Raw genomic sequence first — 24,101 nt, 5'->3', positions numbered from 1 at the left:
CGCCGCCCCGGCCCGCCGGCGGGCGGGCCGGGGCGGCGGCGCCCGCCTGGCGCCGTACCTGTTCGTCCTCCCGGCCCTCGCGCTGTTCGCCGCCTTCCGGCTGTACCCCGTGGTCTGGTCCTTCGTCCTCAGCCTGTACCGGACCGAGGGCACCACCCAGACCTGGACCGGCCTCGGCAACTACGAACGGCTGCTGAACGACCCGCTGTTCTGGAAGGCCCTCGGCAACACCGCGCTGATCCTGGTCGTCCAGGTGCCGGTCATGCTCGCCCTCTCGCTGGGCCTGGCCGTGGCGCTCAACTCGGCGCTGCTGCGCTGGAAGCCGCTGTTCCGCCTGGGCTTCTTCCTGCCGGTGGTGACCGGCCTGGTCACCTACGGCCTGATGATGGGCGCCCTGCTCAACCAGGACTCCGGCGCCGTCAACTGGCTGCTCCAGCTGGTCGGCCTGCCCGAGGTGCACTGGCTCAACGACCCGTTCTGGGCGCGGGTGTCCATCATGCTCGCGCTGACCTGGCACTACACCGGCTACAACGCGGTCATCTACCTGGCCCGGCTCCAGTCGATCCCGGCCGAGCACCACGAGGCCGCCGCCGTCGACGGCGCCGGCCCCCTGCGCCGGTTCTGGCACGTCACCCTGCCCGGACTGCGCCCGGCCCTGCTGCTGACGGTGGTGCTCTCCACCATCGGCACCCTGCAGCTCTTCGACGAGCCGTTCATCATGACCGGCGGCGGCCCCGACAACGCCACCACCACCATCGGCGTGTACCTGTACCAGACCGGCTTCCGGTACTTCGACTTCGGCTACGCGTCCGCCATCGGCTACGCGCTGGTCCTGATCATCTCGCTGTTCGGCCTCGTCCAGGTCAAGCTCGCCAAGGAGGAGGACTGATGGCCGCCACCACCAGCCCCGCGTTCCGCGCGTCCCGACGCGGCCAGGTGCTGCTCACCGCCGGGATGCTCGCGCTGCTCGCCTTCACGGTCGCGCCGCTCTACTGGCTCGCGATCGCCTCGACCCACACCTCGCACGACATCTTCGGCCGGCCGCCGAAGCTGCTGCCGGGCGGTGAGCTCGGCACCAACCTCGGCAACCTGGAGGAGTCCGTCGGCTTCGGCCGGGTGGTGCTCAACTCCCTGATGCTGTCGGTCACCTACACCGTGCTCGGCGGGATCGTCTGCACCCTGGCCGGCTACGGCTTCGCCAAGTTCCGCTTCCGCGGCCAGGGCCTGATGTTCTCCGTGCTGCTGCTCGCCCTGGTGGTGCCGACCCAGCTCACCATCGTCCCGCTGTTCAAGATGATGGTGAACCTGGACTGGCTCAACACCTACCAGGCCGTGCTGCTGCCCAACCTGGCCCTCCCGTTCGGCATCTTCCTGATGCGGCAGTCCATGAGCGCGCTGCCGGACGAACTGCTCCAGGCCGGCCGGATCGACGGCTGCGGCGAGCTGCGGCTCTTCCTGCGGATCGCCCTGCCGACCATGCGTCCGGCGCTCGCGGCGCTCGCCATGTTCCTGTTCCTGTTCCAGTGGAACGACTTCCTGTGGCCGCTGATCGCGCTGCGCGACCCGGCCTCGTACACCATCCCGGTCGCCCTGGCGGCGCTCACCGGCAGCTCCGACGTCGACTACGGCCAGCTGCTCACCGGCACCGCCGTCGCGGCGGTCCCGATGGCCGTGCTCTTCCTCTTCCTGCAGAAGCACTTCGTCTCCGGGATGCTCGCCGGGGCCGTCAAGCAGTGACCGCGGCAGCGCAGGACCCCGGCACCGCCCGCGCTACCACCACCGGCACCACCGACACCCCCGGCACCGCCGGTACCACTCCCGACCCGACCCCGACCCCGACCCGAGAGAGGCCCGCCGTGCAGACCGGCTCCATCGACCTCGCCGCGCTGCCCACCTTCACCCCGGACCAGTGGGAGGGCGGCACGCACGAACTGCTGTTGCTCGGCGCCCGGATCACCGTCCAGGCCGCGCCCGGCACCGTCGACACGGCCCACGCGGCCGACGACACCGCCTGGGACAGCGCCGGGATCACCGCCACCGCCGACACCGAGGTGACCGTCCGCCTGGACGTCCCGCTCGGCGACGCGGCCGGCTACTGGCACCCCAACGCCGGCTGGGAGCGCACCCTGCCCGCCGACTGGTCGCCCTGGCGCCCGGTCTCCCTGGTGGACTCCGCCCCGGTGGGCTGCCTGTACGACACCGCCGGGCGCACCATGCTCGCCTTCGCCGCCGACCGCACCGTCCGGCAGACCGCCGTGCGCTTCGGGGTCAGCGAGGAGCACAAGCGCTTCGGCGTCTGGCTGCGCTTCCCGCTCGCCGCGGGGGAGACCGTCCGGCTGCGGCTCGCCGCGCCCGGCGCGAGCCTGGCCGCCGCCCTGCGCGACCTGCGGGAGTGGTTCGCCGCCCTGCCCGGCGGCACCCCGATGCCCACGCCCGACTTCGGCCGCACCCCGGTCTACTCCACCTGGTACGCCTTCGCCCAGGACGTCACCGCCGCCGGCGTCGAGCGGGAGGCCGCGCTCGCGGCCGAACTCGGCTGCGGGCAGCTGTTCCTGGACGACGGCTGGCAGCTGCACGGCGACGGCCGGGGCTACGCCGGCTGCGGCGACTGGACCGCCGACCCGGTCAAGTTCCCCGACCTGCGCGCCCACGTCGAGACCGTCCGGGCGGCCGGGCTGCGCTACACCGCCTGGATCGCCCCGCTGCTGCTCGGCGAGCGCGCCGAGGCCCACCGCACCTGGGCCCGGTTCGCCCCGCACTACGTGCACCGGCTGGACTGCCGCATCCTCGACCCGCGCCACGCCGAGGTCCGCGAGCACGTCGTCCGGGTCTGCCGCGACGCCGTCGCCGACTACGGCCTGGACGGGCTGAAGATCGACTTCCTGGACGAGGCCGTGGCCTACGGCGCGGCCCCCGCGCCCGAGGACGCCGGCCCGGGCTTCGTCGCCGACGTCGGCGAGGCGATGGCCCTGCTGCTCGGCCTGCTGCGCGAGGAGCTCAGGGAACTGCGCGGCGACGAGTTCGTGATCGAGCTGCGCCAGCGCTACACCGGCCCGGCCATGACCGCCTACGGCAACCTGCTGCGCGCGATCGACTGCCCGGCCGACGCGGTCGCCAACCGGGTCCGCACCCTGGACATCGCCATGCTCGCCCCCGGCGGCGCCGTCCACTCCGACATGCTGATGTGGGACCCGCAGGGCGCGCCCGAGGTGCTCGCCCGGCAGGTCCACGGCGCGCTCCACTCGGTGCCGCAGATCTCCGCCCGGCTCACCGAACTCCCCGCGCCGCACCGGGAGGCGCTGGCGTTCTGGCTGGCCGCCTGGCGCCGGCTCGCACCCGCCCTGACCGGCGGCCACTACGAGCCCGGCCGTCCGGACGAGCTGTACCCGCAGGTCACCGCCCGGCACGGGGAGCAGTGGGTGGTCACCGCCTACGACGAGCGGCCGGTCACCCTGCCCACCGGCCCCTGGCAGGCCCTCACCCTGGTGAACGCCTCGACCACCGGCCGCCTGCTGCTGGAGGTCGAGGGACCCGCCCGCCGGGTCCGGATCGAGCCCTACGACGCGGCCGGCCGCCCCGGCCCCGAGCTGCTGCTCGACCTCGCGGAGGGCCTGTACTCGGTCGCCGTCCCGGCCGGCGGCCTGTGCGACGTCACCGAGGCCACGGGATGACATAGTTACGGCCGACCGGCCAAACGATCAACGCATTGGGGGCAGGGAAATGGAGCACGAGAAAATCGGGATCACCGAAGTCGCGCAGCACGCCGGTGTCAGCGTGGCCACCGTCAGTCGAGTGCTCAACCGCAAGGCCGGCGTGTCGCAGAAGACCCGTCAGCTGGTCGAGCGCGCCATGGAGGAGGTCGGCTACGAGCGCGGCGCCGCCTCCGGCGGCATCGTCGGGGTGATCACCCCGGGGCTGTCGATCCCGATCTTCGGCGTGATGGCGGAGCGGATCGGCCTCGCGCTGGCCCCGCACGGCCTGCGGGCCGTGGTCTGCCCCGCGCTGCCGGGCGGCGTGCAGGAGCGCGACTTCCTGAAGTCCCTGCTGGACCTCGGTGCCAGCGGGATAGTGTTCTGCTCCGCCAGCAACACCCTGGAGAACTTCGACCCCGAGGTCCTCCAGCTGCTGGAACACCGCCCCGTCCCCTATGTCTGCATCAACGGCCGGTTCGAGGACAGCTCCTCCGTCGCCTTCTCCACCGACGACGCCTACGCGGCCGAACTGTCGGTGCGCCATCTGCACGGCCTCGGCCACCGCCGGATCGCGATGGCGGCCGGCCCGGTCGGCAACCGCCCCACCGACCGGAGGGTGGCCGGCTACCGGGCCGCGATGACGGCGCTCGGCCTCGGCGAGGACGAGCAGCTCGTGGTGCACCAGACCTACTCGGTCGAGGGCGGCCAGTTCGCCGCCGAGCAGCTGCTCGCCCAGGGCGTCACCGGAGTCATCGCCGCCAGCGACCAGATGGCGCTCGGCGCGATCCGGGCGATCCGCCGGCAGGGGCTGTCCGTCCCCGAGGACATCTCCGTGATCGGCTACGACGACGGCCCGCTCATGGAGTTCACCGATCCCCCACTGACCACGGTGCGCCAGCCCGTCGACCGGCTGGCCGCCGAGGTCGCCCGGGCCCTGGTCGGCCTGCTCTCGGGCCACCAGGTCCCGGTCGGCGAACTGATGTTCCAGCCGGAGGTGGTCGTGCGCGGCACGACCGCCCCCTACCACCCCCGACGGCCGCCGGCCTGAGGCCGCCGGGGGCGCCCCTTCCACAACGATGTCGGAGGATACGTTGCCCCACCCCGTTCCCCGCCGCAGCGCGCGGCGCGTCCACGCCCACCTGGGCCTGGTCTCCCTCGCCGCGAGCGCCCTGACCCTGCTCCCCGCCGGCGCGGCCCGTGCCGCCGGCGAGCCGGTGGCCGCCGGAGCCGCCTACACCGTCGCCTCCGTTGCCGGCGGCCAGTGCCTGGGCGGCCTGTGGGCCGCCGGCACCGACCGCACCCCGGTCGTGCAGCAGCCCTGCCAGGGCGTCCTGGGCCAGCGCTGGCAGTTCACCCCCAACGGCCGCGGCGGTTACCGGATAGCCGACCGCTCCGCCCCGCAGTCCTGTCTCAACGTCGAGGGCGCCTCCACCGCCCCCGGCGCCGCGCTGATCGAGTACGCCTGCGACGACTCGGCCAACGAGCAGTTCACCCTGGAGAGCGCGGCCGACGGCGCCTTCCTGGTCCACCCCGCCAACAGCGCGCTCTGCCTCGACCTGCCGAACGGCGCCCCCACGCCGAACGCGCGGATCCAGCAGTACACGTGCCACGGCGGCGTCAACCAGCAGTGGCTGCTGACCCGGGCCGACCCGCTGGCCTTCGGCGACCCGGGCCTCGAACAGAACGGCAGCGGCTGGACGTTCGGCGCCCACACCGGCACCGCCGGGAACAACGCGCACCGCGGCTCGCGGGCCGCGTACCTGGACGCCGGCACCGGCTACCGGATCAGCCGGAGCACCACCGCGCCGCAGGCCGGCGGCTACGACATCGGCGCCTGGATCGCCTCCGGTGCGGCCGGAGGCACCCTGACCGTGCAGGTCAACGGCACCACCGCAGGCACCGTGACGATCCCCTCGCAGCGCGTCTACGCCCAGTACACGGTGTCCGGCGTGCGGGTGGCGGCGGGCGACACCGTCACCGTGGCCGTCGACTCGGCGCCCGGTGGCTGGGTCAACGTCGACGACGTCACCGTGGCCCCCGCCGCCCCCAACGCGCCGCGGATCACCTCCTCCGACGCCACCGTCACGGCGATGTTCGAGTGGGCCCGGGCCAAGGCCAACTCCTTCAGCTCCCAGCCCGGCGCCACCGGCGCCCTCAACGCGGACGAGGGCAACAGCGGAGGCCGCGGCCAGGGCGTCTACGCCGCCTCCTACTGGGCCGGCTACCCGTACCGCTCCGGCTTCTACTCGCGGGACTTCGCCCACCAGGTGGTCGGCGCCCACCTGCTCGGCCTCGACGGCGCCACCAAGACGATGCTCCGCTCCTTCGCCTCCTCGGCGGCCGGCGCCCCGGACCACATGCCGTACTGGGCGGTCAACTTCGACGCGAAGACCCCGCTGTCGATCGACTACCGCAGCCCGACCTCGTTCGTCCGCGAGCTGCCCGCCGCCTTCGAGCTCGCCCAGAAGATCAACGAGGCGTACAGCTGGACCGGTGACACCGACTACCTGAACGACCCGGCGATGTCCGGCTTCGTCGCGAGCACCGTCGGCCCGTACATCACCGGCCACACCGGCCCGATCGACAACGGCGGCGTCCCCGTCGCCCAGGCCACCAGCGGCGACATCTTCAAGGGCGTCGCCAGCTACAACGAGAACGGTGCCACGCTCGCCGAGTCCGGCGACGCCATCGCCTCCCAGTACCGGGCCTACCTGTCCGCCGCCGCGCTGGCCACCGCCAAGGGCGACACCGCCGCGGCCGCCGGGCTGAACGACAGGGCCGCCACCCTGAAGTCCTACTTCAACTCCACCTGGAGCGTGGACCCGAGGAACCCCGGGCGGGTGGTGCGCGCCTACGACGTCAACGGCACCGCGTACAGCGACTGGGGCAAGGAGAACTCCTGGTTCGTCCCGCTCAAGGGGATCATGGACCCGGGTGCCCGGCAGAACGACTACCTGGCCTGGATCGACGCCCAGGCCTCCGGCAGCGGCGCGCCCGAGAACCTGGAGGCCGCCACCTACCTGCCCGACGTCTTCTTCGCCCACAACCAGCCCGCGAACGGCTGGAAGTGGATGCGCTACGTCTACGACCGGGCCGGCGCCCTCCACAGCACCGGGCGCTTCCTCAACGGCGACTACCCCGAGATCGCCTTCACCCTGCTCGGCCAGACCGTCCAGGGCCTGCTGGGCGTCCAGCCCGACGCCGCCGGCCGGGCGCTGACCACCGCCTCCGGCCTGCCCGCCGACATGGGCTGGCTGCAGCTCAGCTCCGTCCCCGTCGGCACCGGCACGGTGACCCTGCGCCACGACGGCGGCACCCGGTCGACGCTGACGAACACCTCCGCCGCCGGGAACCTGACCTGGACCGCCCGGTTCACCGGCGCCCACAGCGGTATCACGGTCGACGGCGCCGCGCAGACCGCCCGCACCGTCACGGTCGACGGGACCGTGTACACCTACGCCACCGTCACCGTCCCGGCCGGTCGGACCTCGGTCGTCGAGGTCACCGGCTGACAGACCCCCGGCCGGGGCGCGGGATTCCCCCACGCCCGCGCCCCGGCCGGGCCCCCGCGGCCCGTACCCGCCGCCTCGGAGCGGAGCGGGGGCGGGCCCGCGGACGACAGGGCTCCACCGGCCTGCGCCGGGTGGAGCCCGTCGTCGTTACCCTGCCTCGGTTCGGTTCGGTTCGGTTCGGTTCGGCTCGCCTCGCCTCGCCTCGGGTCGCGGTCAGGCGGCGGGCCAGGCCCGCAGCAGCGCGTCCAGCGCGTCCAGGATCCGGTTCCAGCTGTCCTCGGCCGTGCGGGGGGTGTGCTGGAACCCGCCGGAGCGTTCGAGGGCGACATAGCCGTGGAAGGTGCTGCCGAGCAGCCGGACGGCGTCCGTCTCGTCGGGCTCGGCGAGGCGGTAGCCGCGCAGGATGGCCCGGGTCATCTGCGAGTGCCGGACGGCCGCGCTGGCGCGGGCTGTCTCCGGGTCGAGGTCCAGCTGCGCGGCGGCGTAGCGGCCGGGGTGCTCGTGCGCGTAGTCCCGGTAGGCGTTGGCGAAGGCGGTCAGGGCGTCCTTGCCGGCCCGGCCCGCCAGCGCGGCGGCGGCACGGTCGGCGAGTTCCTCCAGGGCCAGCAGGGCGATCCTGGTCTTGAGGTCCTGGGAGTTCTTGACGTGGGAGTAGAGGCTCGCGTCCTTGACGCCGAAGCGCCGCGCGAGCGCGGAAACGGTCACCTTGTCGAAGCCGACCTCGTCGGCGAGTTCCGCCCCCGCCGCCGTCAGGCGCTCGGTGTTCAGTCCCACGCGTGCCATGCCCGTCCTCTCGCTCACCTGGGGCAATAATACATTTGCCTAGGAAGCCTAGGTAATTTACGTTGCTTCCTATGAAGCCATTGACCGAACCCGAGATCCGCGCCGCCTTCGTCAACTGCACCAAGGGCGAGGCCTCGCGCCTGAACGTCCCCCGCGACCTGGCCGAGCAGCCCTGGGACGACCTGGACTTCCTCGGCTGGCGCGACCCGCAGGCGCCCGACCGGGCCTACCTCGTCGCCGTGCTCGACGGCCGCCCGGTCGCGGTCGCGCTGCGCTCCTCCGGCGCCGCCTCCTGGCAGGCCCGCCGCAGTCTCTGCTCGCTGTGCGTCACCACGCACACCGGGGGCGTCTCGCTGCTGGTGGCGCCCCGCGCCGGGAAGGCCGGCAAGCAGGGCAACTCCGTCGGCGCGTACATGTGCGCCGACCTCGCCTGCTCGCTGTACGTCCGCGGCAAGAAGGAGGTCGGCACCAAGCTGCACGAGTCGCTCACGCTGGAGGAGAAGATCGAGCGCACGGTCGCCAACCTCGCCGCCTTCGTCGCCAAGGTGATGGCGTGACCCTCCCCGGCGCCGTCGCCGGGGTGGCGGCGTGACGCTCCCCGCCGCCGCCCCCGCCGGTGCGCGCCGGTGGCCGGAGTCGGCCGTTCGACGGTACGGGGGCGGCCCGGCCGGGCATACTGAGGAGACCGCCGGGCCCGCCCGGCGGTGATCCGACGAACCGTCAGTTCCCCTCAGCGAGCGGCGGTTCGAGTACCCGGCGGCCGCTCCCGAACCCAGGGAGGGCCATGTCCGAGGAGATACCGGGCGCCGAGCAGCCGCCACCGCAGGACGGACCGTCCGATGCCGTCGCCGGACCCTCCGACCACGTCGCACCGTCCGGCACCGCCCAGGCCGCCTTCGAACGGTGCGCCCGGCTGGTGCTCGCCGGCCGCTACGAGGAAGCCCTGACGGCGACCGAGGAGACGGCCGCACTCCTCCGCGGGCACACCGCCGGCAGCCGCCCCGCGAACCGGGAGGCGGCGGCCGCACTCGCCTACGTCCTGGTGCTCCGCTGCGAGGCGCTGGCCAAACTCGGCCACTGGGACGAGTGCCTGCGCACCGCCTCCGAGGCGGTCGACCTGGGGCGCGGACAGGCCGTGACCGCGCCGTTCACCGCCCCGCTCGGCGCCACCCTGCTCGGCCTCGGCACCGCGCTGTGGGGCCTCGGGCGCCCGCAGGAGGCGGTCGCCGTGACCCGGGAGTCCGTCGACCTCCACCGGCAGCTCGCCCGCGCCGACCACGCCTTCCGGCCGCAGCTCGCCAACGCGCTCAGCCAGCTCGGCGTGGTGCTGTCCCGGCTCGGTCGACACGCCGAGGCCCTGGACGTCACCAAGGAATCGGTGACCCTCTACCGCCGGCTGGTCGCGGTGGACCAGGCCGTCCACACCCACGGACTCGCCCAGGCGGTCAACAACCTGGCCCGCCGCCAGTCGGCGCGCAACCAGCACCGCCGGGCGCTCAGGAGCATCCAGGAGGCCGTGGCGCTCTACCGTCGGCTGGCCGCGGCCAATCCGGCGGTCCACCGCCGGGACCTCGCGATGGCGCTGGGCAACGCGGCCCGGATGCACAACGGCCGGGCCGAGTCGCTGGCCGCCGTGGCGGAGGCGGTCGCCATCCTGGAGGAACTGGACCGGGCCGAACCGGGCGTCCACGGCGGGCTGTTCGCCGACTCGCTGTCCCTGCACGCGGCGGCGCTCGCCGACCTGGGGCGGTTCCGGGAGGCGGCCGAGGTCACCACCAGGGCGGTCGCGATGATGCGGGCGCAGGCCGCGCTCAACCCGGTGGCGCGGCGCGGCGACCTGGGCCTGGCGCTGGCGTTCCACGCCCGGGTCCGGGCCGAGGCCGGCCTCGACCTGGCCGGCGGTCTGGCCGCGGCGACGGAGGCGGTCGCGCTGATGCGCGTCCTCGCGGCCGAGATCCCGGCCCTCTACGCGTCCCCGCTCGCCGAGGTCGTCGCCCTGGAGAGCCGGCTGCGCGCGGCCGTACCGCGGGACACGCCCTGAGCGTCCTCCCGCGAGATGCCCCGCCCGACCACCCGGGCGGGGCCGCGTCGGATCGGCGGCCGGCTCGTTGGACCGGGCATGGCGGACGACACGGACGAGACGGACGGCCCGGGTGACGGTGGCTCGGTGCCGATGGTGTGGGCCCTGGCAGTGCGTGCGGTGGAGCTCGGACCACCCTTCGCCGAACTGATCGTGGAGATCGGCCCCGCCCTGTTCGCGGCCTTCGTCGACAACGCGGTGGACAGCGGGTTCGTCCTGGCCGCGGGGGAGCCGCCCGCCACCACCGCCGTGGTGGAACTGGCGGGGAACGCCCTGGTCCGGCTGGTCATGGTGGGCGGCCGGCAGGCCTGGGAGCCGGCCTCCGACGTGCTGGCCTCGCCCGGCTGGCTGACGGCCGCCGCCGGACGGCGCGCCGTCGTGGTGCTCGTCGTGCCGCCCGGCACCTGGCCGCCGGGCCTGATGGATCTCGACCCGGCGGCCGGCGCCGAGCTGCTGACCCGCAGCCTGGAGTCGGCCCGGGCGGCCGGAGCGGTGCTGCACGGCACCGCCGGCTACCGGCGGCAGGACGACTGACGGACCCCCGCCCGGGGCAGGGCGGGGCAGCGCAGGGACCGGCGGGTGGCGGTCGGCGGCGTCAGTGTGCCGCCGGGCCGCTCCACCCGGCGGGTACGTGGCCGAGCCGGACGCGCTGCGGGTGGTCGCCGACATCGACCGAGGAGGTGCGCTGCCCGGTGGCGAAGTCGATGGCGCTGACCCGGTCGGCCCCGGCCTCGGACACGATGCAGGAAGTCCCGTCGCCGTTGACGGTCGCCCAGTAGGGCTTGACGGCGGGCACCAGCGGCCCCTCCTGGAGGGTCGTCCGGTCGACCACGGTGGCGTAGTCGTCCACGGTGCCCGCGACGCAGAGCTTGTCCCCGGCGGGGCTCATCGCCAGGCCGTGGTGGCGGGAGTCGTTGACCCAGGTGGTGCGGTCCTCGTTGGTCGCGGGGTTGGTGGGGAGGGTCCTGATCCGGGTGATCCGGTCGGTGGCGACGTCGTACTCGACCAGGCCGTTGAAGAAGGAGACCTGGAAGTACAGCGTCGAACCGTCCGGACTGAACGCGGCGGGGCGGACGGCGTCGGACAGGTCGGGGCGGCCGAAGGCGTCCAGCCGCTCCCGCATGTCGATCACCCGCACGGTGCGGAAGGTCGTCGCGTCGGCCACGGTGATCCGGCGGTCGCCCTTGGTCCAGTCCAGCCAGGGGGCGTCGAGGGCGGTGGTGACGTCGCCGATCGACATGTTCCAGATGTACCGGCCGCCGTCGGTGAAGAGGTTCTCGTGCGGCTTGTCGCCGGTCCGGAACGAGCCGAGCTGGCGGCCGGTGGCGATGTCGAGGACGTGCACGGTGTTGGCGGTGGAGGCGGAGACCACGACCCGGGTGCCGTCGGGCGAGAGCGCCATGTGGTCGGCCCGGTAACCCGCGACCGGGAAGCGCCAGTTGATCCGGCCGCTGGCGAGGTCGATGGACACCACGTCGGCGAAGCTCGGCCGGGAGACGACGACGGCCGTGCCGTCCGGGGTCGAGTACATGTCGTCGACGAACTGATCGTGGCCCTCGCCGGGGCCGAGCCTGATCCCGAGGAAGTAGCCCAGTTTGATCGGGTCGAGGTAGATCTCGGTGAGGCGCCGGTCCTTGTCGGGGACGACGTCGATCCGGCCGATCCGGGCCAGGTCGCCGCGGGAGGTGATGACGTCGGCGGTGCCGTCCCAGTTGTTGCCCACGAACATCACCTCCCGCAGTGCGGCGGCACCGGCCGGTCCGGGGCGTTCCGCCGTGCCGGCGGTCGCGGTGGCGCCCGGCAGGGTCAGGCCGAGCACGGCCGCGATGCCGAGGAGGGTGCGCAGGCGTCGGGGGTGTTGGGGGCGCCGGGTGCGCCGGGGGCGCGGGGTTCGGGGGAGGGAGGTCGAGGACATCGGGGGCTCCTTGGAGAGCGGTGCTCCGGGGGTACTCGACGGTAGGGAGCGCCCGGTGCCGCTGGCAAGAGGCGTGCGGCGTCTTGCTGACGATTCGTCAACAAGTCGCGCCAGGCTCCTTGACGGTGCATGGACACCGCTCTACAACGTAGTCAGCTCCCGGAAACCCCCACCTCCGCCCCCTGCCGGGGCTCCGGAAGCGTGCCCGCTCGCCGCCCCCCACCGAGAACGAGGCCCCCATGCGTATCCGCACCTGCCTTGCCCTGGCCGCGTCCGCCGCGACCCTGGCCGTCGGCGCCGTCCCGGCGTCCGCCGCCCCCGCCGCCGTCCCGGTACTCACCACCGGCGATGCCGCCGGCGCGGCCGTGGCCGCGGGCGACACCCTGGTGGCGTCGCTCGCCGCCGGGACCAAGGCCACCTTCTACTCGGCCACCACCGGCGCCACCGGCGTGACCTGCGGCGTCTCGCCGTTCACCGCCCGGGCCCTGACCAACCCCGACGCGCCGGGCACGGCGACCGCCTCCCTGACCGGCATGAGCTTCGGCTCCTGCACGGCCAATGTCACGGGCGTCACCTCGGTGAAGAGCCTCACGGTCGGCAACCTCGCCTACAACCTCTCGCTCGGCGGCGGCCAGCCGGTCGTCCTCGCCGCGGGTACGGCCGGCCCGATCCAGGCCTCGGCCGTGCTGAACAGCTGGTTCGGCACCCTCACCTGCACCTACCAGCTCAGCGGTGCCTTCACCGGCACCTCCGACAACGCCACCCACACCCTGAGCTTCCGCAACGAGCACTTCGTCAAGAGCGGCGGCTCGGGCCTCTGTCCGGGTGAGGGCTACTTCTCGGCGACCTACGGCCCGCTGGCCGACTCCAGCCGGGCGGGCTCCCCGGTGGTCCACGTCAACTGACGGCACCCGCCGCCGGCCCGGACACGCCGCCGGCCCGGACACGTCGTCCCCCGACGCGTCCGGGCCGGCGGTCCCGTGTCGCAGGTACGCCTGCGGCTCAGACGCCGGTGGCCGTCACCGAGGCCGCGACCGTCAGCATCGCGTCGTTGGCGCCCTTCGCAGTGGTCAGCTCCGGCTGCTTCAGCCGGATCAGCTCCTGCTCGTACGCGGACTCGACGGTGAACCAGACGCCGACCACATTGACCCGCGCCTTGCAGTCGACGTCCGCGGTGGCGGTGGCGATCTCCTCGGCCGACGGGGTCGCGGTGGCGCCCCAGCGCGGGTCCTTCAGGGCGTCCCCGGGAGTGCCGTAGGAGTACCCGCGCTCGGCCATGCAGCGCGACCAGTCCTGGAAGACCGCCAGGACCCGCGGGTCCTGCCGCGAGCGCTCGAAGCCCTCGTAGTTGACCCCCACCGCGACATCGGCGTCCCGACCGGTGCCGCCGCGCGCGGTCAACTGCCGCTGCGCGTCCGCGATGCACCCGCCGGACGGCAGCTTCTTGCCCCGGTACTCGGTGGCGGTGCCGGGGGCGGGCCTGCCGTCCGGGCCGAGGCCGGCACCGAGCACGGTGGTGACGTCGGGGCTGACGGACGGCGCCGCGCCCGGCTTCTTCCCGCGGTCCGGGTCGGGCGAGTGGTAGCCGTTCGCGGAGACGTCGGAGATCTCCACCGGGTCGTAGCGGTGGGAGGTCTGGGTCGTGGCGGGCGCGGTCGGCGTCGGCGCGGAGTAGTCCAGGCCGAACCCCCGGACGCACCGGGTGACCAGCACGCCCTGGGCCGTGTCGAGCTGCCGGAACTGCTCCCCGCTCAGCAGGTACGCCTCGATCGGCAGGGTCCGGTCGTCCACCCGGCTCAGCCGGGGGACGTCCCCGATCGGCGGCGGCTCCATCGGAGCGAGGGTGGCGGACGGCGGCGCGGCGGCTGCGGCGGTGTTCGCGGCGGGACCGGAGGCGCAGCCGGCGGTCAGGGCCAGGGCGGCGGTGAGAGCGGCGGTCAGCAGCAGGACCGGCAGCGGGCGGCCGCGGCGCGGGGGTGTCATGCGGGGCTCCTCGGGCACCCGCCCGCGCGGTGCCGCGGGCGGTTCGGCGGGTGGTGCGGCGGGTGGTGCGGGGGAGTGGGTGCGACCCGGGTGCCGGGCCCCGGTGATCGGGGCCCGGCACCCGGGTCGGCCGCTGGCTAGATGCCTTCCCAGCTCTGCGAGTGGTTGTTGTTGCGCATGTTGACGGAGCCGCCGTTCCACGGCACGGCGCCCAGGTTCACCCACTGGTCGTGCGGGACGAACTGGTTCGGGCCGGAGTCGCGGATGCTGAACTCGCGGTAGTGGACACGGAGGTTGTGGTAGTGGTCCATGTTCGACACCGAGGCGGCGTTGTTGATGACGGGCTGGCCGTTGCCGGCGCCGCCGCCACCGAAGTTGCCGCTGTAGTTGCCGTACTCGCCCTTGCCGAACTTCGCGCCCTGGAGGTTCGGGCTGTAGTAGAGGCAGGCGTCGCCGCTGACGCAGCCGCCGCTGCTGGCGAAGGCCGGCGCGGAGGCGCCGAGCAGAACCGAGCCCAGGGTGGCGGCGGCGAGGACGCCGGCCGCGATCTTCTTCTTCACGTTCTTGCCTCTCGATCGGTGGATCGGGAATTCGGCACGCCTGCGTCGTCGAGGCGTCGGTCGATTTCCCGGATCGGTTGCGGGCTGTGCACCGCCCGGCGAGGAACGACTCTGCCGCAGCGACCGGGCCGGTTCGAGAGGGGAAGCGGGCTTTGAGACGTCTCACTCGGCCGCGAGCCCCTGAGCTGGGATTTGAGAAGTGGTCTGGACCAATCGTGAGACGCCGTCATTTCTGATCGAGGGCGATTCGTTCGATTGCTCCCCGCATTCCGCATTAGCGGCGGCTGTTCCGTCATGGGAGGGCTTCTGACGGAATTTCAGGTTGTCCGAAGGGGGAATTTCTTTCGATTCCAGAAGTGGAATCGAGTATTCCGAGCTCGGGGGAACGCGCCGTCGCCACCGGCCGTCGGCCGGCGGCGGTTCCACCGGTGCGAGGATGGCCACCGCCCCCACCCCGACAGAACAGGAACCGGAACATGGAACGCGTCCTCGGCATCGGCGGCTACTTCCTGCGTGCCTCCGACCCGGCCGCCCTGGCCGCCTGGTACCGCGAGAGCCTCGGTCTGGACACGGACGAGCACGGCCTGTGGCAGCAGGAGCAGGGGCCGACCGTCTTCGCGACCTTCGAGGCCGCCACCGACTACTTCGGTACGCGCAGCCAGCAGAGCATGCTGAACTTCCGCGTCCGTGACCTCGACGCGATGCTCGCCCAGCTCCGGGCCGGGGGTGCCGCGGTCGCCGAGGACGTGCAGGAGATGGAGGGCGTCGGGCGGTTCGGTTGGGTCACCGACCCGGAGGGAAACCGGATCGAGCTCTGGCAGCCCGCGGGCTGAGCCGCGCCCTGGCTGTGCCGAGCCCCGCTCCGGGGTCGTCCCAGGGACGTCCCTGGGACGACCCCGGCCTTGCGTCGGAGGGGAGCGGGCCGGTAGCGGCCCACTCCCCTCCGGCTGTCTGCCCGTCAGGCCGCGACGGCCTCGACCACCGACAGCACCGTCGAGGTCGGGACCACCCGGGACAGCCGCAGACCGGCCCGCCCGAAGAGCTCCGCGAAGTCGGCCTCGGTCCGCTCCCGCCCGGTGAGCGAGGCCATCATCATCAGGTCCAGCGCCTTCGACTGGTGGGGCCCGTTGCCCGGCGGCACCACGGCGTCCAGGACCAGGATCCGGCCGCCCGGCCGCAGGGCGCGCCGGCAGTGGCCCAGCAGGGTCACGCAGCTGTCGTCGTCCCAGTCGTGGGTGATCCGCTTGAGCAGATGGATGTCGCCCGACGGCACGGAGGAGAAGAAGTCGCCGTCCTGCGGCGTCCAGCGGCCCGCGATCTCCCCGTGCGCGTGCAGCCGGTTCCCGGCGAGGACGTGCGAGCGGTCGTAGAGCACGCCCTCCAGGCCGGGGTTGCGGCGCAGCACCTCCAGCAGCAGTCCGCCGTGGCCGCCGCCGATGTCCACGACGGTGCCGCTGGCGGGGAAGTCGTAGGCGGCCGCGATCGGGGCGTTCTCCGGATCGGACATCGCCGCCATGCCGACGTGGAAGACGGCGGCGGTGCGCTCGTCCTTGGCGAAGTGGTCGAAGAACGGCATGCCGAAGAGCTTCTCGAATGCCGTGTCGCCCTCGGTCAGACAGTGCGTCAGTTCACCGGCGGGCCCCCACATGGTGCGGTCCGTCAGCATCCCGATCGCCGTCCGCGCCGAGTGCGGGACATCGCTCCGCAGCGCCTGCCCGGCCCCGGTCAGGGCGAAGCGGCCCTGCTCGTCCTCGGCCACGATGCCCCGGGTGGCGAGCAGTCGCAGGACCCGGTGCAGATTGCGGGCGTCCGTGCCGGTCGCGGCGGCGAGGTCGGCGGGGAGGGCGGGCCCGGCCGCGAGGTGGTCGGCGACCCCGACCTCGGCGGCGGCCCGGAGCGCGGCGGGGAAGAGGAATCCGAGCGCCTCGTCGACGAGGAAGGCGGCGGAGGCCCGCAGCGCCTCCTCCTGTTCGGCCGCCCCGGCCGCTCCGGCCTGCCCGCCGATCGCGCGAGCGTCGTCGTCACTCATGCTGTCCTCCTGCTGCTGTCGCTGCTGCCGTGGCCGGTGCTGTCGCGGAGGCCGGTGCCCGGCCGTCCGCCCGGGAGACTGCCCATGAGTAACCGGTCCGACACCCACCGCGACCGATCCGGCCCGGCGCCTGCCCGCCGCGCCTGCGCCGGGCCGCGCCGCTGCTCACCGGACCAGGCGCAGCCAGGCCGAGGCGAGGGCGGCATGGCCGGCCGGCGTCGGGTGCACGCCGTCGACCGACCAGTGCTCGGGGCCGGTCCGTGCCGCGAGCCCGGCGAACATGTCGTCCGCGGCCAGCAGCCGCGCGCCGTACGTGCGGGCGAGCTCGTGGACGGCATCGATCTTCGGGTCCGGATCGGCCCGCCACAGCTTCCGCACCTGGTCGTCGACGACCGCGTGACCGGCCCGGAAGGTGCCACCGACCGGTAGGAGGAACGGTTCGACGAGGATCAGCTGCGTGCCCGCCGCGGCCAGCGGGGCGAGCAGTCGGTCGTAGCCCGCCGCGAACTCGGCGGCGGGGATCGGACGGCCGTCGGGTGCCGTCGTCTGCCACCCCATGTCGTTGGCGCCGACGAGGACGGACACCACGTCCGGCCGCGCGTCGAGCACGTCCGTCCGCCAGCGGTGATCGTCATGATTTCTCCTTGGGTGGGGAGTGGGGGAGGCGGCTGCCCGCCAGGAACGTTGCCGGAAACGCGCGGCTCAGGCCTGGGCGGCCGACCGGGTTTCGGTCGCTCCGTCCGCTGCGGTCGCTCCGTCCGTTTCGTCCGCGGTGGCGGGCGGCACGCCACCGTCCGCCACCGCGGGGCGGCCCGGCAGCAGCAGGCAGAGCGGCACGGCCACGGCGGTGAGGGCCGTGGCCCACCGGAAGGCGGTGTCGAAGCCCTCGGCCAGCGCGTCGGGGGAGTGGGCGCCGGCCGTGGCGTGCTGGAGGACGACGGCGATCAGGGCGATGCCGACCGAGCCGCCGAGCTGCTGGGCGAGGCGGGTGATCATGCTGGCGTCGGGGATCTCCCCGTGCTCCAGTCCGACGTAGGCGGCGCCCATCGGCGCGATCATGGCGGCACCCAGGGCGAGGCCGCGGACGAACAGCGCCGCCAGGAGCAGCCACTCACCGGTCCCGGCGGTGACGAAGGCGAACGGCACGGTCGTCGCGGCGACGAGCGCGAACGCGGCGACGGCGACCCGGCGGGCGCCGAGGCGGTCGGTGTACCGCCCCGCCAGGCCGCGGGCCAGCAGCGCGCCGAGGCCCTGCGGGACCAGCAGCAGTCCGGCCCCGAGCGCATCCTCGCCCCGGACCTGCTGGAACCAGAGCGGCAGCAGCATCATCGAGCCGTACAGCGAGACGCCGCCGAGGAACAGCAGGGTCGCGGAGGAGGCCACCGCGCGGTGGCGGAACAGCCGCACGTCGACGACGGTGCCGCCGCCGCTGCGGGTCAGTGCCCGGGCGACGAAACCGCCGACCAGGGCGAGTCCGCAGACCAGCGGGACGAGGACCCCGGCGTCGGCGAGGCCCGCGCTGCCCTCGACCCGGGAGAGGCCGTACACGAGGGCGGCGCAGCCGGGGGAGAGCAGGAGCAGGCCGAGCGCGTCCAGCGGTGCGCCGGGGCGGCCGGGGACGGGCCGGTCGTCGGGCAGGTTGCGCAGGGCGAGCCGGGCGCCGACGGCGCAGAAGGGGATGTTGACGAGGAACAGCCAGCGCCAGTCGGCCAGATGCAGGATCAGACCGCCGAGTACGGGCCCGAGGATCGGACCGAGGGCGGTGGGCACGGTGATGATCGCCATGACCTTGCCGATGTTGCGGCCCCCGGCCGCCTGCACGAGCAGTGTGGCCATCAGCGGCATCATGACGCCGGCGGCGGCACCCTGGAGGACCCGGAAGGCGATCAGGCTGGGTGCGTCCCAGGCCAGCGCGCTCAGCAGCGAGCCGAGCAGGAACCCGCCGAGGGCCGCGACCCACAGCCGCCGCCCGCCGAACCGCGCCTGCGCCCAGCCGGCCAGCGGGACGGTGACGAACACGGCGAGCAGATAGCCGGTGCCCACCCACTGGACGGTGGAGAGCGGGGCGCCGAGGTCCTTGGTCAGGTCGTCGAGGGCGACGCTGACGATGGTGGTGTCCAGGACGACGGCGAGGGCGCCGACGACGAGGGTGATCGCCATCCGCCACACGGCTGGGTCCACGCGGTCGGGGTCTGTGCGACGGGGGTCGGTGCGGTCGGGGCCCGTGCGGTCGGGGCCCGTGGGGTCGGGAGTGCTCATGCGCGGCAGCCACCTTAAGATACATCGGTCTATCTTACGGTGGTCAGGCTAGGCCGCTAGGATAAGAAAGGCAAGTCTTTCCAAAGGAGGAGCGCCCATGGCCGAACGACGCCGCGGACCGGCACTGGAGAAGGCACTGCTCGACGCCGCCTGGGAGGAACTCGCGGACCACGGCTACGCCCGCTTCACCATGGACGCCGTCGTCAAGCGCGCGGGCACCAGCCCGCCCGTCCTCTACCGCCGCTGGGCCAACCGCGAGGAACTCGTCCGCGCCGCCGTCGCCCACACCCTCAAGGTGTCCCCGCTCGTCCAGCCCGACACCGGGACCCTGCGGGGCGACGTCCTCGCCCTCATGCGCGAGATCAACTCCCCGACCCGGGTCCGCCTGGTCACGGTGATGAACCTGCGCCTGGCCGACTTCCACGGCGAGACCGGCACCAACCCGGCCGACCTGCGCGACCCCCTGGTGACCGGCCGCGCCGAAGCCCTCGACGAACTCTTCGCCCGCGCCGCCGCCCGCGGCGAGGTCCGGCCCGAACGCCTCACCCCGCGCCTCAAGTCGCTCCCTTTCGACCTCCTGCGCCACGACATCCTGACGACCTTCGCCCCCGTCCCCGACGACACCCTCGAAGAGATCGTCGACACGGTGTTCCTCCCCCTGGTCCGCTGACACCCCGTCGGCTGCTCCGCCCGCCGCGTCCTCGGGGGGAAAACCGCTTGAGCCCGGTCCGACCCTGTGGCAGGCTCGCCCGCCGTGAACGATCACCGGGGAGCGCCCCGGTGGACACCGGCAGTGTGTGCGACGGAGGACGGATGGCATCGGTCAAGCAGGTCCAGATCACCTTCGACTGCGCGGAACCCGAGCGGGTCGCGCGGTTCTGGTGCGAGGTGCTGGGCTACGTGGTCCCGCCGGCGCCGGAGGGCTTCGCCTCCTGGGCCGAGTACGACCGCAGCCTGCCGGCCGAACGCCAGGGCGCCGGATTCGTCGCACAGGACCCCGAACGCGTGGGCCCGCGCCTCTACTTCCAGCGCGTCCCCGAGGGCAAGGTCGTCAAGAACCGCCTCCACCTCGACGTCCGCGTCGGCACCGGCCTCGTCGGCGAGGAGCGCGTCGCCGCCCTCGAAGCCGAGTGCGCCCGCCTGGAGGCACTCGGCGGCACCCGCCTCCACCTGCTGCGCGCCGACGGCTTCAACGAGTCCTGCCTGGTGATGCAGGACGTCGAGGGCAACGAGTTCTGCCTGGACTGACCTCCCCCGGGACCGCGCGGTGCCCGGGCCCCTGCCGGCCCGGGCACCGCCGCCTCACTTGTGCACGTCGGCGCGGACGGCGGTCAGACGACGGTGACGTTGGCGGCGGACGGACCCTTCTGTCCGGCCTCTATCTCGAACTGGACGTTCTGGCCCTCGACGAGGGTCTTGAAGCCGGTGCCCTGGATTGCCGAGAAGTGGACGAACACGTCCTTGCTGCCGTCCTCCGGCGTGATGAAGCCGAACCCCTTGGCCTCGTTGAACCACTTGACCTGTCCGTTCACCTTCGACGACATCCGCGTCCCCTCGATCGAGTCCCGAAGCCCTGCCCCGAAGCGGCCGGGCTTCTTCGTCGTGCCCACGCCATGGATCACGCAACCCTGGAATCACGTCAATCTGATCCAGCCACAGTGTGGCCCCGCGATCCGCCGGAGAGTGCCACGTCATGACGGTCCGTTAGGAAGGACTAACATTGCGTGGACGCACCATCGGGAATCCGCGCGGGACCGCGCTCCCCACCCTGAGCACCCCGCCGCCGGTTCCCCGCACCGTGAGGAGAGTTCCAGCATGCGCATGAACCGGACGCTCATCGCCGCCGCCACCGCCGTCCTGGCGGTCACCGCCCCGGGAACCGCCCTGGCCGCGACGGCCGACGACGCCGCGCCGTCGGCCTGCCGCCCCGCCAACCACCTCGCGAGGGTCGCCCAGGACCAGTCCAGCGCGGGCCACCTCCACTTCCGGGTGACCTTGACCGCTCCCGCCGGCTACGCCCCGTGCCGGCTCGCCGGTTCGCCGACCGACGTCAGCTTCTCCGAGCACGGCAGCACGCTGCCGGTGACCGCGGGGGCGTACGGCGACCAGACCGGAGTGGTGACCTTCGGGCCGGGCCGGCCGGTGCACTTCGACATCCAGGTCCGCAACGACGGCCGCACCAGCCCGGCCGACGAGGCCTCGTTCACTCTTCGCGGACCCGACGGGGCGATCCCCGGCACCTCCGTCGCGGAGGGCGCCTTCGCCGTCTCCGAGGGCACCCTCGTCGGCCCCGTCCAGCCCGGCGCCTGAGCACCGGCCCCGGCGCCCGACCACCGGCCCGGCTGCGGCGCGCCCGGCGCCTCCGGGGCGGGGGCAGCGGGCATTGTCGGTGGTGGGGGCGATGATGCTGCCATGATCGATGCAACCGCTCCGCTGCTGTCCTCGTCCGCCTATGCCGACGCCGTCACCGCTGCCGTGCGCGCGGCCGCCGCGTACTACACCGACGGGGCCACCCCGCTCGGGGACGACGAGTACGACGCCCTCGTGCGCGCCATCTCGGCCTACGAGGAGGCGCACCCGGACGAGGTGCTGCCCGACTCGCCGAGCGGGAAGGTCGCCGGCGGGGCGGTCGTCGGGGACGTGCCGCACAGCGTGCCGATGCTGTCGCTGGACAACGTGTTCTCCGGCGAGGAACTGGACGCCTGGGCGGCCGGACTGGAGCGGCGCTTGGGCCGCCCCGTGGCCGCGTGGTGCGTCGAGCCCAAGCTCGACGGGCTGGCGGTGGCCGCCCGCTACCGGGCCGGGCGGCTGCAGCAGGTCCTCACCCGGGGGGACGGGCTCGCGGGCGAGGACATCAGCCACGCCGCCGACGCCGTGCTCGGCCTGCCCGCCGCGCTGGCCGAGCCCGTCGACGTCGAGCTGCGCGGCGAAGTCCTGCTCACCCAGGAGCAGTTCGAGGCCGCCAACCGGCTGCGCACCGAGCACGGCGCGGAGCCGTTCGCCCACCCCCGCAGTGGCGCGGCCGGCACCCTGCGCGCCAAGGACCGGCCCTACCGGGTCGAGCTCACCTTCTTCGCCTACGGCGCCCTCGGCCTGGACGAGGACCTCACCCACAGCGCCCTCCTGGAGCGGCTCGCCGCCCTCGGTGCCAACACCGCCGCCAGTACCGACGCCCACCCCCTGCGCTGCGCGACCACCGAGGAGGTGCAGCGGCGGATCGAGGAGATCGTCGCCCTGCGCGCCGCGCTGCCCTTCGGCATCGACGGCGTCGTGGTCAAGGCGGACGCGGCCGCGGACCAGCGCGACGCCGGTTCGGGCTCGCGCGCGCCGCGCTGGGCCGTCGCCCGCAAGCTCGCCGCCGAGCACAAGGTCACCCGGCTGCTCGACGTCGAGTGGAACGTCGGCCGCACCGGCATCATCGCCCCCCGGGCCGTGCTCGAACCCGTGGTCATCGACGGCGTCACCATCACCTACGCCACCCTCCACAACCCGGCCGACATCACCCGGCGCGGCCTCATGATCAACGATCAGGTCTTCGTCCACCGCGCCGGGGACGTCATCCCGCGGGTCGAGGCCCCGCTGACCGAGCAGCGCACCGGCGACGAGCGCCCGATCGTCTTCCCCGAGGTGTGCCCCCGCTGCGGCGACGCCATCGACACCAGCGAGCAGCGCTGGCGCTGCGCGCGCGGCCGCAACTGCCAGGCGGTCGCGTCCGTGATCTACGCGGCCGGCCGCGACCAGCTCGACATCGAGGGCCTGGGCGGCACCCGCGCCGTCCTACTGGTCGAATCCGGCCTGGTCGCCGACATCGCGGACCTCTTCACGCTCACCCGCGAGCAGCTCCTCGGTCTGGACCGGATGGGGGAGACCAGCACCGACAACCTGCTCGCCGCCCTGGAGGAGGCCCGCAACCGCCCGCTCGGCCGGGTGTTCTGCGCGCTCGGTGTGCGCGGCACCGGGCGCACCATGTCCCGGCGGATCGCCGCCCACTTCGGCTCGATGGCGGCGATCCGCGCCGCCGACGCCGACACCCTGGCCCGGGTCGACGGCATCGGCCCGGAGAAGGCCCGGCTCATCGTCTCCGAACTGACCGAGCTCGCCCCGCTCCTGGACCGGCTCGCGGCCCAGCGGGTCGGCACGGCCGTCACCGAGCCCCAGGTGCCCGCCGTCGACGCGCCCGCCGGTGACGGGTCGGGGGGCGACCCGGCGCAGGCTCCTGCGGGCGGCCCGCTCACCGGGGAGGCGGTGGTCGTCACCGGCAGCATGACCGGGCCGCTCGCCGCGCTCTCCCGCAACGAGATGAACGAACTCGTCGAGCGCGCCGGCGGCAAGGCCTCCTCGTCGGTGTCCAAGCGCACCACGCTCCTGGTCGCCGGCGAGAAGGCGGGGTCCAAGCGGGCCAAGGCGGAGGAGCTGGGCATCCGGGTCGTCGCCCCCGAGGAGTTCGCCGTCCTGGTGGCCGAGTACCTGCCGCAGGGCTGAAGGCCGCCCTCAGGCGCTGAAGTTCAATGCGTACAGCGAGCGCACCAGCTCGGCGGTGACGAAGTCCATCGGGACGGTGCCGAGCACCGGGCGGGTGGAGCGGTCCAGGCCGCCGAGGTAACCGCGCAGTCTGGGAGTGATGGCGTCGGCGGCCTGGCGGGGCCAGAGGCCCCAGCCGGAGCTGGAGGTGAAGGTGAGGAAGAGCCGCTGCGGGTCGGTGGCGGCCCGGGCGGCGGTCAGATGGGAGGAGACCTCGGGCCACTTGCGCGAGTCGATGTCGAAGATCGTGCCGATGTCGTAGTCGTCCTCGATGTCGGTGCGTCCGCCGCCCCAGCGGATGCCCGGCAGGCCGGAGTTGTCCGCGAGGAGGACGACCCGGCCGCGGGCCTCGCCGAGCGCGGGGATCCGGTCCTCGGTCCGGAACAGGCCCGGCCAGCGCCGCTGGTAGTCGGCGAAGAGGGCGCCGAACTCGGTGTCGGGGACGGTGGAGTACTCCTGCTTGACCCGCATCACCAGGGCCTCGCCGGGGTGGGCGGCGAGAAAGGCCTGGCACTGGTTGAGCACGTCGCCGAAGAAGATCTGCTGGAAGACCGGCCCGTGGTGGATCGCGAGCACCCCGTCGACCGCCCGGCAGCGGATGTCGAGGAACCGCACCCCGGCCGCCAGTTGATCGGGCAGCGCCAGGGTCTGCGTCTGGGTGAGCGGCCCGCCGTACAGCGAGCAGGTGTCGTGGGTGCCGGGCAGGGTGAGCCGGGCGAGCGGCAGCCGCGGGTCGACGGCGGCCAGCCAGTCGGCGCCGCCCGGCA

22 protein-coding genes and 1 pseudogene are annotated in these 24,101 nt (G+C 73.7%); 14 read left to right on the top strand and 9 right to left on the bottom strand.

The annotated features are described in order from the left end of the window. The 5 genes from BI06_RS05355 to BI06_RS05335 form a co-directional block, all read left to right on the top strand. On the top strand, positions 1 to 889 hold an 889-nt coding region (locus BI06_RS05355), incomplete at its 5' end, for a carbohydrate ABC transporter permease (RefSeq protein ID WP_051740263.1). After that, the gene (locus BI06_RS05350; protein WP_051740262.1) at positions 889 to 1,737 is read left to right on the top strand and encodes a carbohydrate ABC transporter permease; all 849 of its coding nucleotides are present in this window, start codon (positions 889 to 891) and stop codon (positions 1,735 to 1,737) included. The genes BI06_RS05355 and BI06_RS05350, both read left to right, overlap by 1 nt. Further along, positions 1,734 to 3,671: a glycoside hydrolase family 36 protein gene (locus tag BI06_RS05345; RefSeq protein WP_051740261.1), complete on the top strand. Its 1,938-nt coding sequence runs from the start codon at positions 1,734 to 1,736 to the stop codon at positions 3,669 to 3,671. Before BI06_RS05350 ends, BI06_RS05345 begins: the two co-directional genes overlap by 4 nt. A 49-nt stretch (positions 3,672 to 3,720) precedes the next feature. Continuing rightward, the gene (locus BI06_RS05340; RefSeq protein ID WP_030395207.1) at positions 3,721 to 4,740 is read left to right on the top strand and encodes a LacI family DNA-binding transcriptional regulator; all 1,020 of its coding nucleotides are present in this window, start codon (positions 3,721 to 3,723) and stop codon (positions 4,738 to 4,740) included. A 43-nt stretch (positions 4,741 to 4,783) separates the two neighbouring features. Further along, positions 4,784 to 7,204: an RICIN domain-containing protein gene (locus tag BI06_RS05335; RefSeq protein ID WP_051740260.1), complete on the top strand. Its 2,421-nt coding sequence runs from the start codon at positions 4,784 to 4,786 to the stop codon at positions 7,202 to 7,204. Between the two features lie 213 nt (positions 7,205 to 7,417). Here the strand turns inward: BI06_RS05335 and BI06_RS05330 are convergent, their stop codons facing one another. Further along, complete coding sequence (locus tag BI06_RS05330) at positions 7,418 to 7,987, bottom strand: TetR/AcrR family transcriptional regulator (protein ID WP_043465453.1); 570 nt, start codon at positions 7,985 to 7,987, stop codon at positions 7,418 to 7,420. A gap of 71 nt (positions 7,988 to 8,058) precedes the next feature. Here BI06_RS05330 and BI06_RS05325 point away from each other — a divergent pair, with 71 nt between their 5' ends. The 3 genes from BI06_RS05325 to BI06_RS05315 all read left to right on the top strand — a co-directional run bounded on the left by BI06_RS05325 (position 8,059) and on the right by BI06_RS05315 (position 10,601). Then, on the top strand, positions 8,059 to 8,544 hold the full coding sequence (locus BI06_RS05325; protein WP_043465451.1) for an FBP domain-containing protein: 486 nt from the start codon (positions 8,059 to 8,061) through the stop codon (positions 8,542 to 8,544). A 227-nt stretch (positions 8,545 to 8,771) separates the two neighbouring features. After that, positions 8,772 to 10,028 carry a tetratricopeptide repeat protein gene (locus BI06_RS05320; protein WP_043465449.1) on the top strand — a complete coding sequence of 419 codons (1,257 nt, stop codon included), beginning with the start codon at positions 8,772 to 8,774 and terminating at the stop codon, positions 10,026 to 10,028. 78 nt (positions 10,029 to 10,106) lie between these two features. Further along, the gene (locus BI06_RS05315) at positions 10,107 to 10,601 is read left to right on the top strand and encodes a hypothetical protein (protein WP_030395212.1); all 495 of its coding nucleotides are present in this window, start codon (positions 10,107 to 10,109) and stop codon (positions 10,599 to 10,601) included. A 61-nt stretch (positions 10,602 to 10,662) separates the two neighbouring features. Here BI06_RS05315 and BI06_RS05310 read toward each other — a convergent pair whose 3' ends face one another. Beyond that, entirely contained in the window at positions 10,663 to 11,982 is a 1,320-nt protein-coding gene (locus BI06_RS05310) for a YncE family protein (protein WP_082558274.1), read from the bottom strand. A gap of 239 nt (positions 11,983 to 12,221) precedes the next feature. Here BI06_RS05310 and BI06_RS05305 point away from each other — a divergent pair, with 239 nt between their 5' ends. Continuing rightward, on the top strand, positions 12,222 to 12,887 hold the full coding sequence (locus BI06_RS05305) for a hypothetical protein (RefSeq protein ID WP_030395214.1): 666 nt from the start codon (positions 12,222 to 12,224) through the stop codon (positions 12,885 to 12,887). Between the two features lie 97 nt (positions 12,888 to 12,984). Here the strand turns inward: BI06_RS05305 and BI06_RS05300 are convergent, their stop codons facing one another. Together BI06_RS05300 and BI06_RS05295 are read right to left on the bottom strand one after the other, a co-directional pair. Beyond that, positions 12,985 to 13,965 (bottom strand): hypothetical protein, encoded by a 981-nt coding sequence (locus tag BI06_RS05300; RefSeq protein ID WP_043465447.1) that lies wholly within the window; start codon positions 13,963 to 13,965, stop codon positions 12,985 to 12,987. Between the two features lie 137 nt (positions 13,966 to 14,102). Continuing rightward, positions 14,103 to 14,525: a hypothetical protein gene (locus BI06_RS05295; RefSeq protein ID WP_030395216.1), complete on the bottom strand. Its 423-nt coding sequence runs from the start codon at positions 14,523 to 14,525 to the stop codon at positions 14,103 to 14,105. 476 nt (positions 14,526 to 15,001) lie between these two features. Here BI06_RS05295 and BI06_RS05290 point away from each other — a divergent pair, with 476 nt between their 5' ends. Continuing rightward, entirely contained in the window at positions 15,002 to 15,358 is a 357-nt protein-coding gene (locus BI06_RS05290) for a VOC family protein (protein ID WP_030395217.1), read from the top strand. 125 nt (positions 15,359 to 15,483) lie between these two features. Here the strand turns inward: BI06_RS05290 and BI06_RS05285 are convergent, their stop codons facing one another. The 3 genes and pseudogenes from BI06_RS05285 to BI06_RS05275 all read right to left on the bottom strand — a co-directional run bounded on the left by BI06_RS05285 (position 15,484) and on the right by BI06_RS05275 (position 18,714). Continuing rightward, positions 15,484 to 16,554: a methyltransferase gene (locus BI06_RS05285; protein ID WP_082558273.1), complete on the bottom strand. Its 1,071-nt coding sequence runs from the start codon at positions 16,552 to 16,554 to the stop codon at positions 15,484 to 15,486. Between the two features lie 165 nt (positions 16,555 to 16,719). After that, positions 16,720 to 17,172, bottom strand: a pseudogene (locus tag BI06_RS05280) (GDSL-type esterase/lipase family protein); the annotation flags it as partial. An 84-nt stretch (positions 17,173 to 17,256) separates the two neighbouring features. After that, on the bottom strand, positions 17,257 to 18,714 hold the full coding sequence (locus BI06_RS05275; protein WP_199523249.1) for an MDR family MFS transporter: 1,458 nt from the start codon (positions 18,712 to 18,714) through the stop codon (positions 17,257 to 17,259). Positions 18,715 to 18,910: 196 nt separating this feature from the next. On the opposite strand from BI06_RS05275, the gene BI06_RS05270 reads away from it, so the two are divergent. Continuing rightward, entirely contained in the window at positions 18,911 to 19,483 is a 573-nt protein-coding gene (locus BI06_RS05270) for a TetR/AcrR family transcriptional regulator (RefSeq protein ID WP_043465443.1), read from the top strand. A 143-nt stretch (positions 19,484 to 19,626) separates the two neighbouring features. Further along, positions 19,627 to 20,061: a VOC family protein gene (locus tag BI06_RS05265; protein WP_030395222.1), complete on the top strand. Its 435-nt coding sequence runs from the start codon at positions 19,627 to 19,629 to the stop codon at positions 20,059 to 20,061. Positions 20,062 to 20,144: 83 nt separating this feature from the next. Here the strand turns inward: BI06_RS05265 and cspE are convergent, their stop codons facing one another. Next, positions 20,145 to 20,357 carry a transcription antiterminator/RNA stability regulator CspE gene (cspE, locus tag BI06_RS05260; RefSeq protein WP_030395223.1) on the bottom strand — a complete coding sequence of 71 codons (213 nt, stop codon included), beginning with the start codon at positions 20,355 to 20,357 and terminating at the stop codon, positions 20,145 to 20,147. 271 nt (positions 20,358 to 20,628) lie between these two features. On the opposite strand from cspE, the gene BI06_RS05255 reads away from it, so the two are divergent. Both BI06_RS05255 and ligA read left to right on the top strand, forming a co-directional pair. Next, positions 20,629 to 21,123, top strand: a complete 495-nt coding sequence (locus BI06_RS05255; protein WP_043465441.1) for a DUF4232 domain-containing protein — start codon at positions 20,629 to 20,631, stop codon at positions 21,121 to 21,123. Positions 21,124 to 21,225: 102 nt separating this feature from the next. After that, complete coding sequence (ligA, locus tag BI06_RS05250; protein WP_043465439.1) at positions 21,226 to 23,295, top strand: NAD-dependent DNA ligase LigA; 2,070 nt, start codon at positions 21,226 to 21,228, stop codon at positions 23,293 to 23,295. A 9-nt stretch (positions 23,296 to 23,304) separates the two neighbouring features. Here ligA and BI06_RS05245 read toward each other — a convergent pair. Then, a partial coding sequence (locus BI06_RS05245) for a phosphatidylinositol-specific phospholipase C (RefSeq protein ID WP_051740258.1) occupies positions 23,305 to 24,101 on the bottom strand: 797 nt, incomplete at its 5' end.

Source organism: Kitasatospora sp. MBT66 (genome assembly GCF_000710405.2).
Lineage (GTDB): Bacteria > Actinomycetota > Actinomycetes > Streptomycetales > Streptomycetaceae > Kitasatospora > Kitasatospora purpeofusca.
This window is presented reverse-complemented; position numbering and strand designations above follow the sequence as displayed.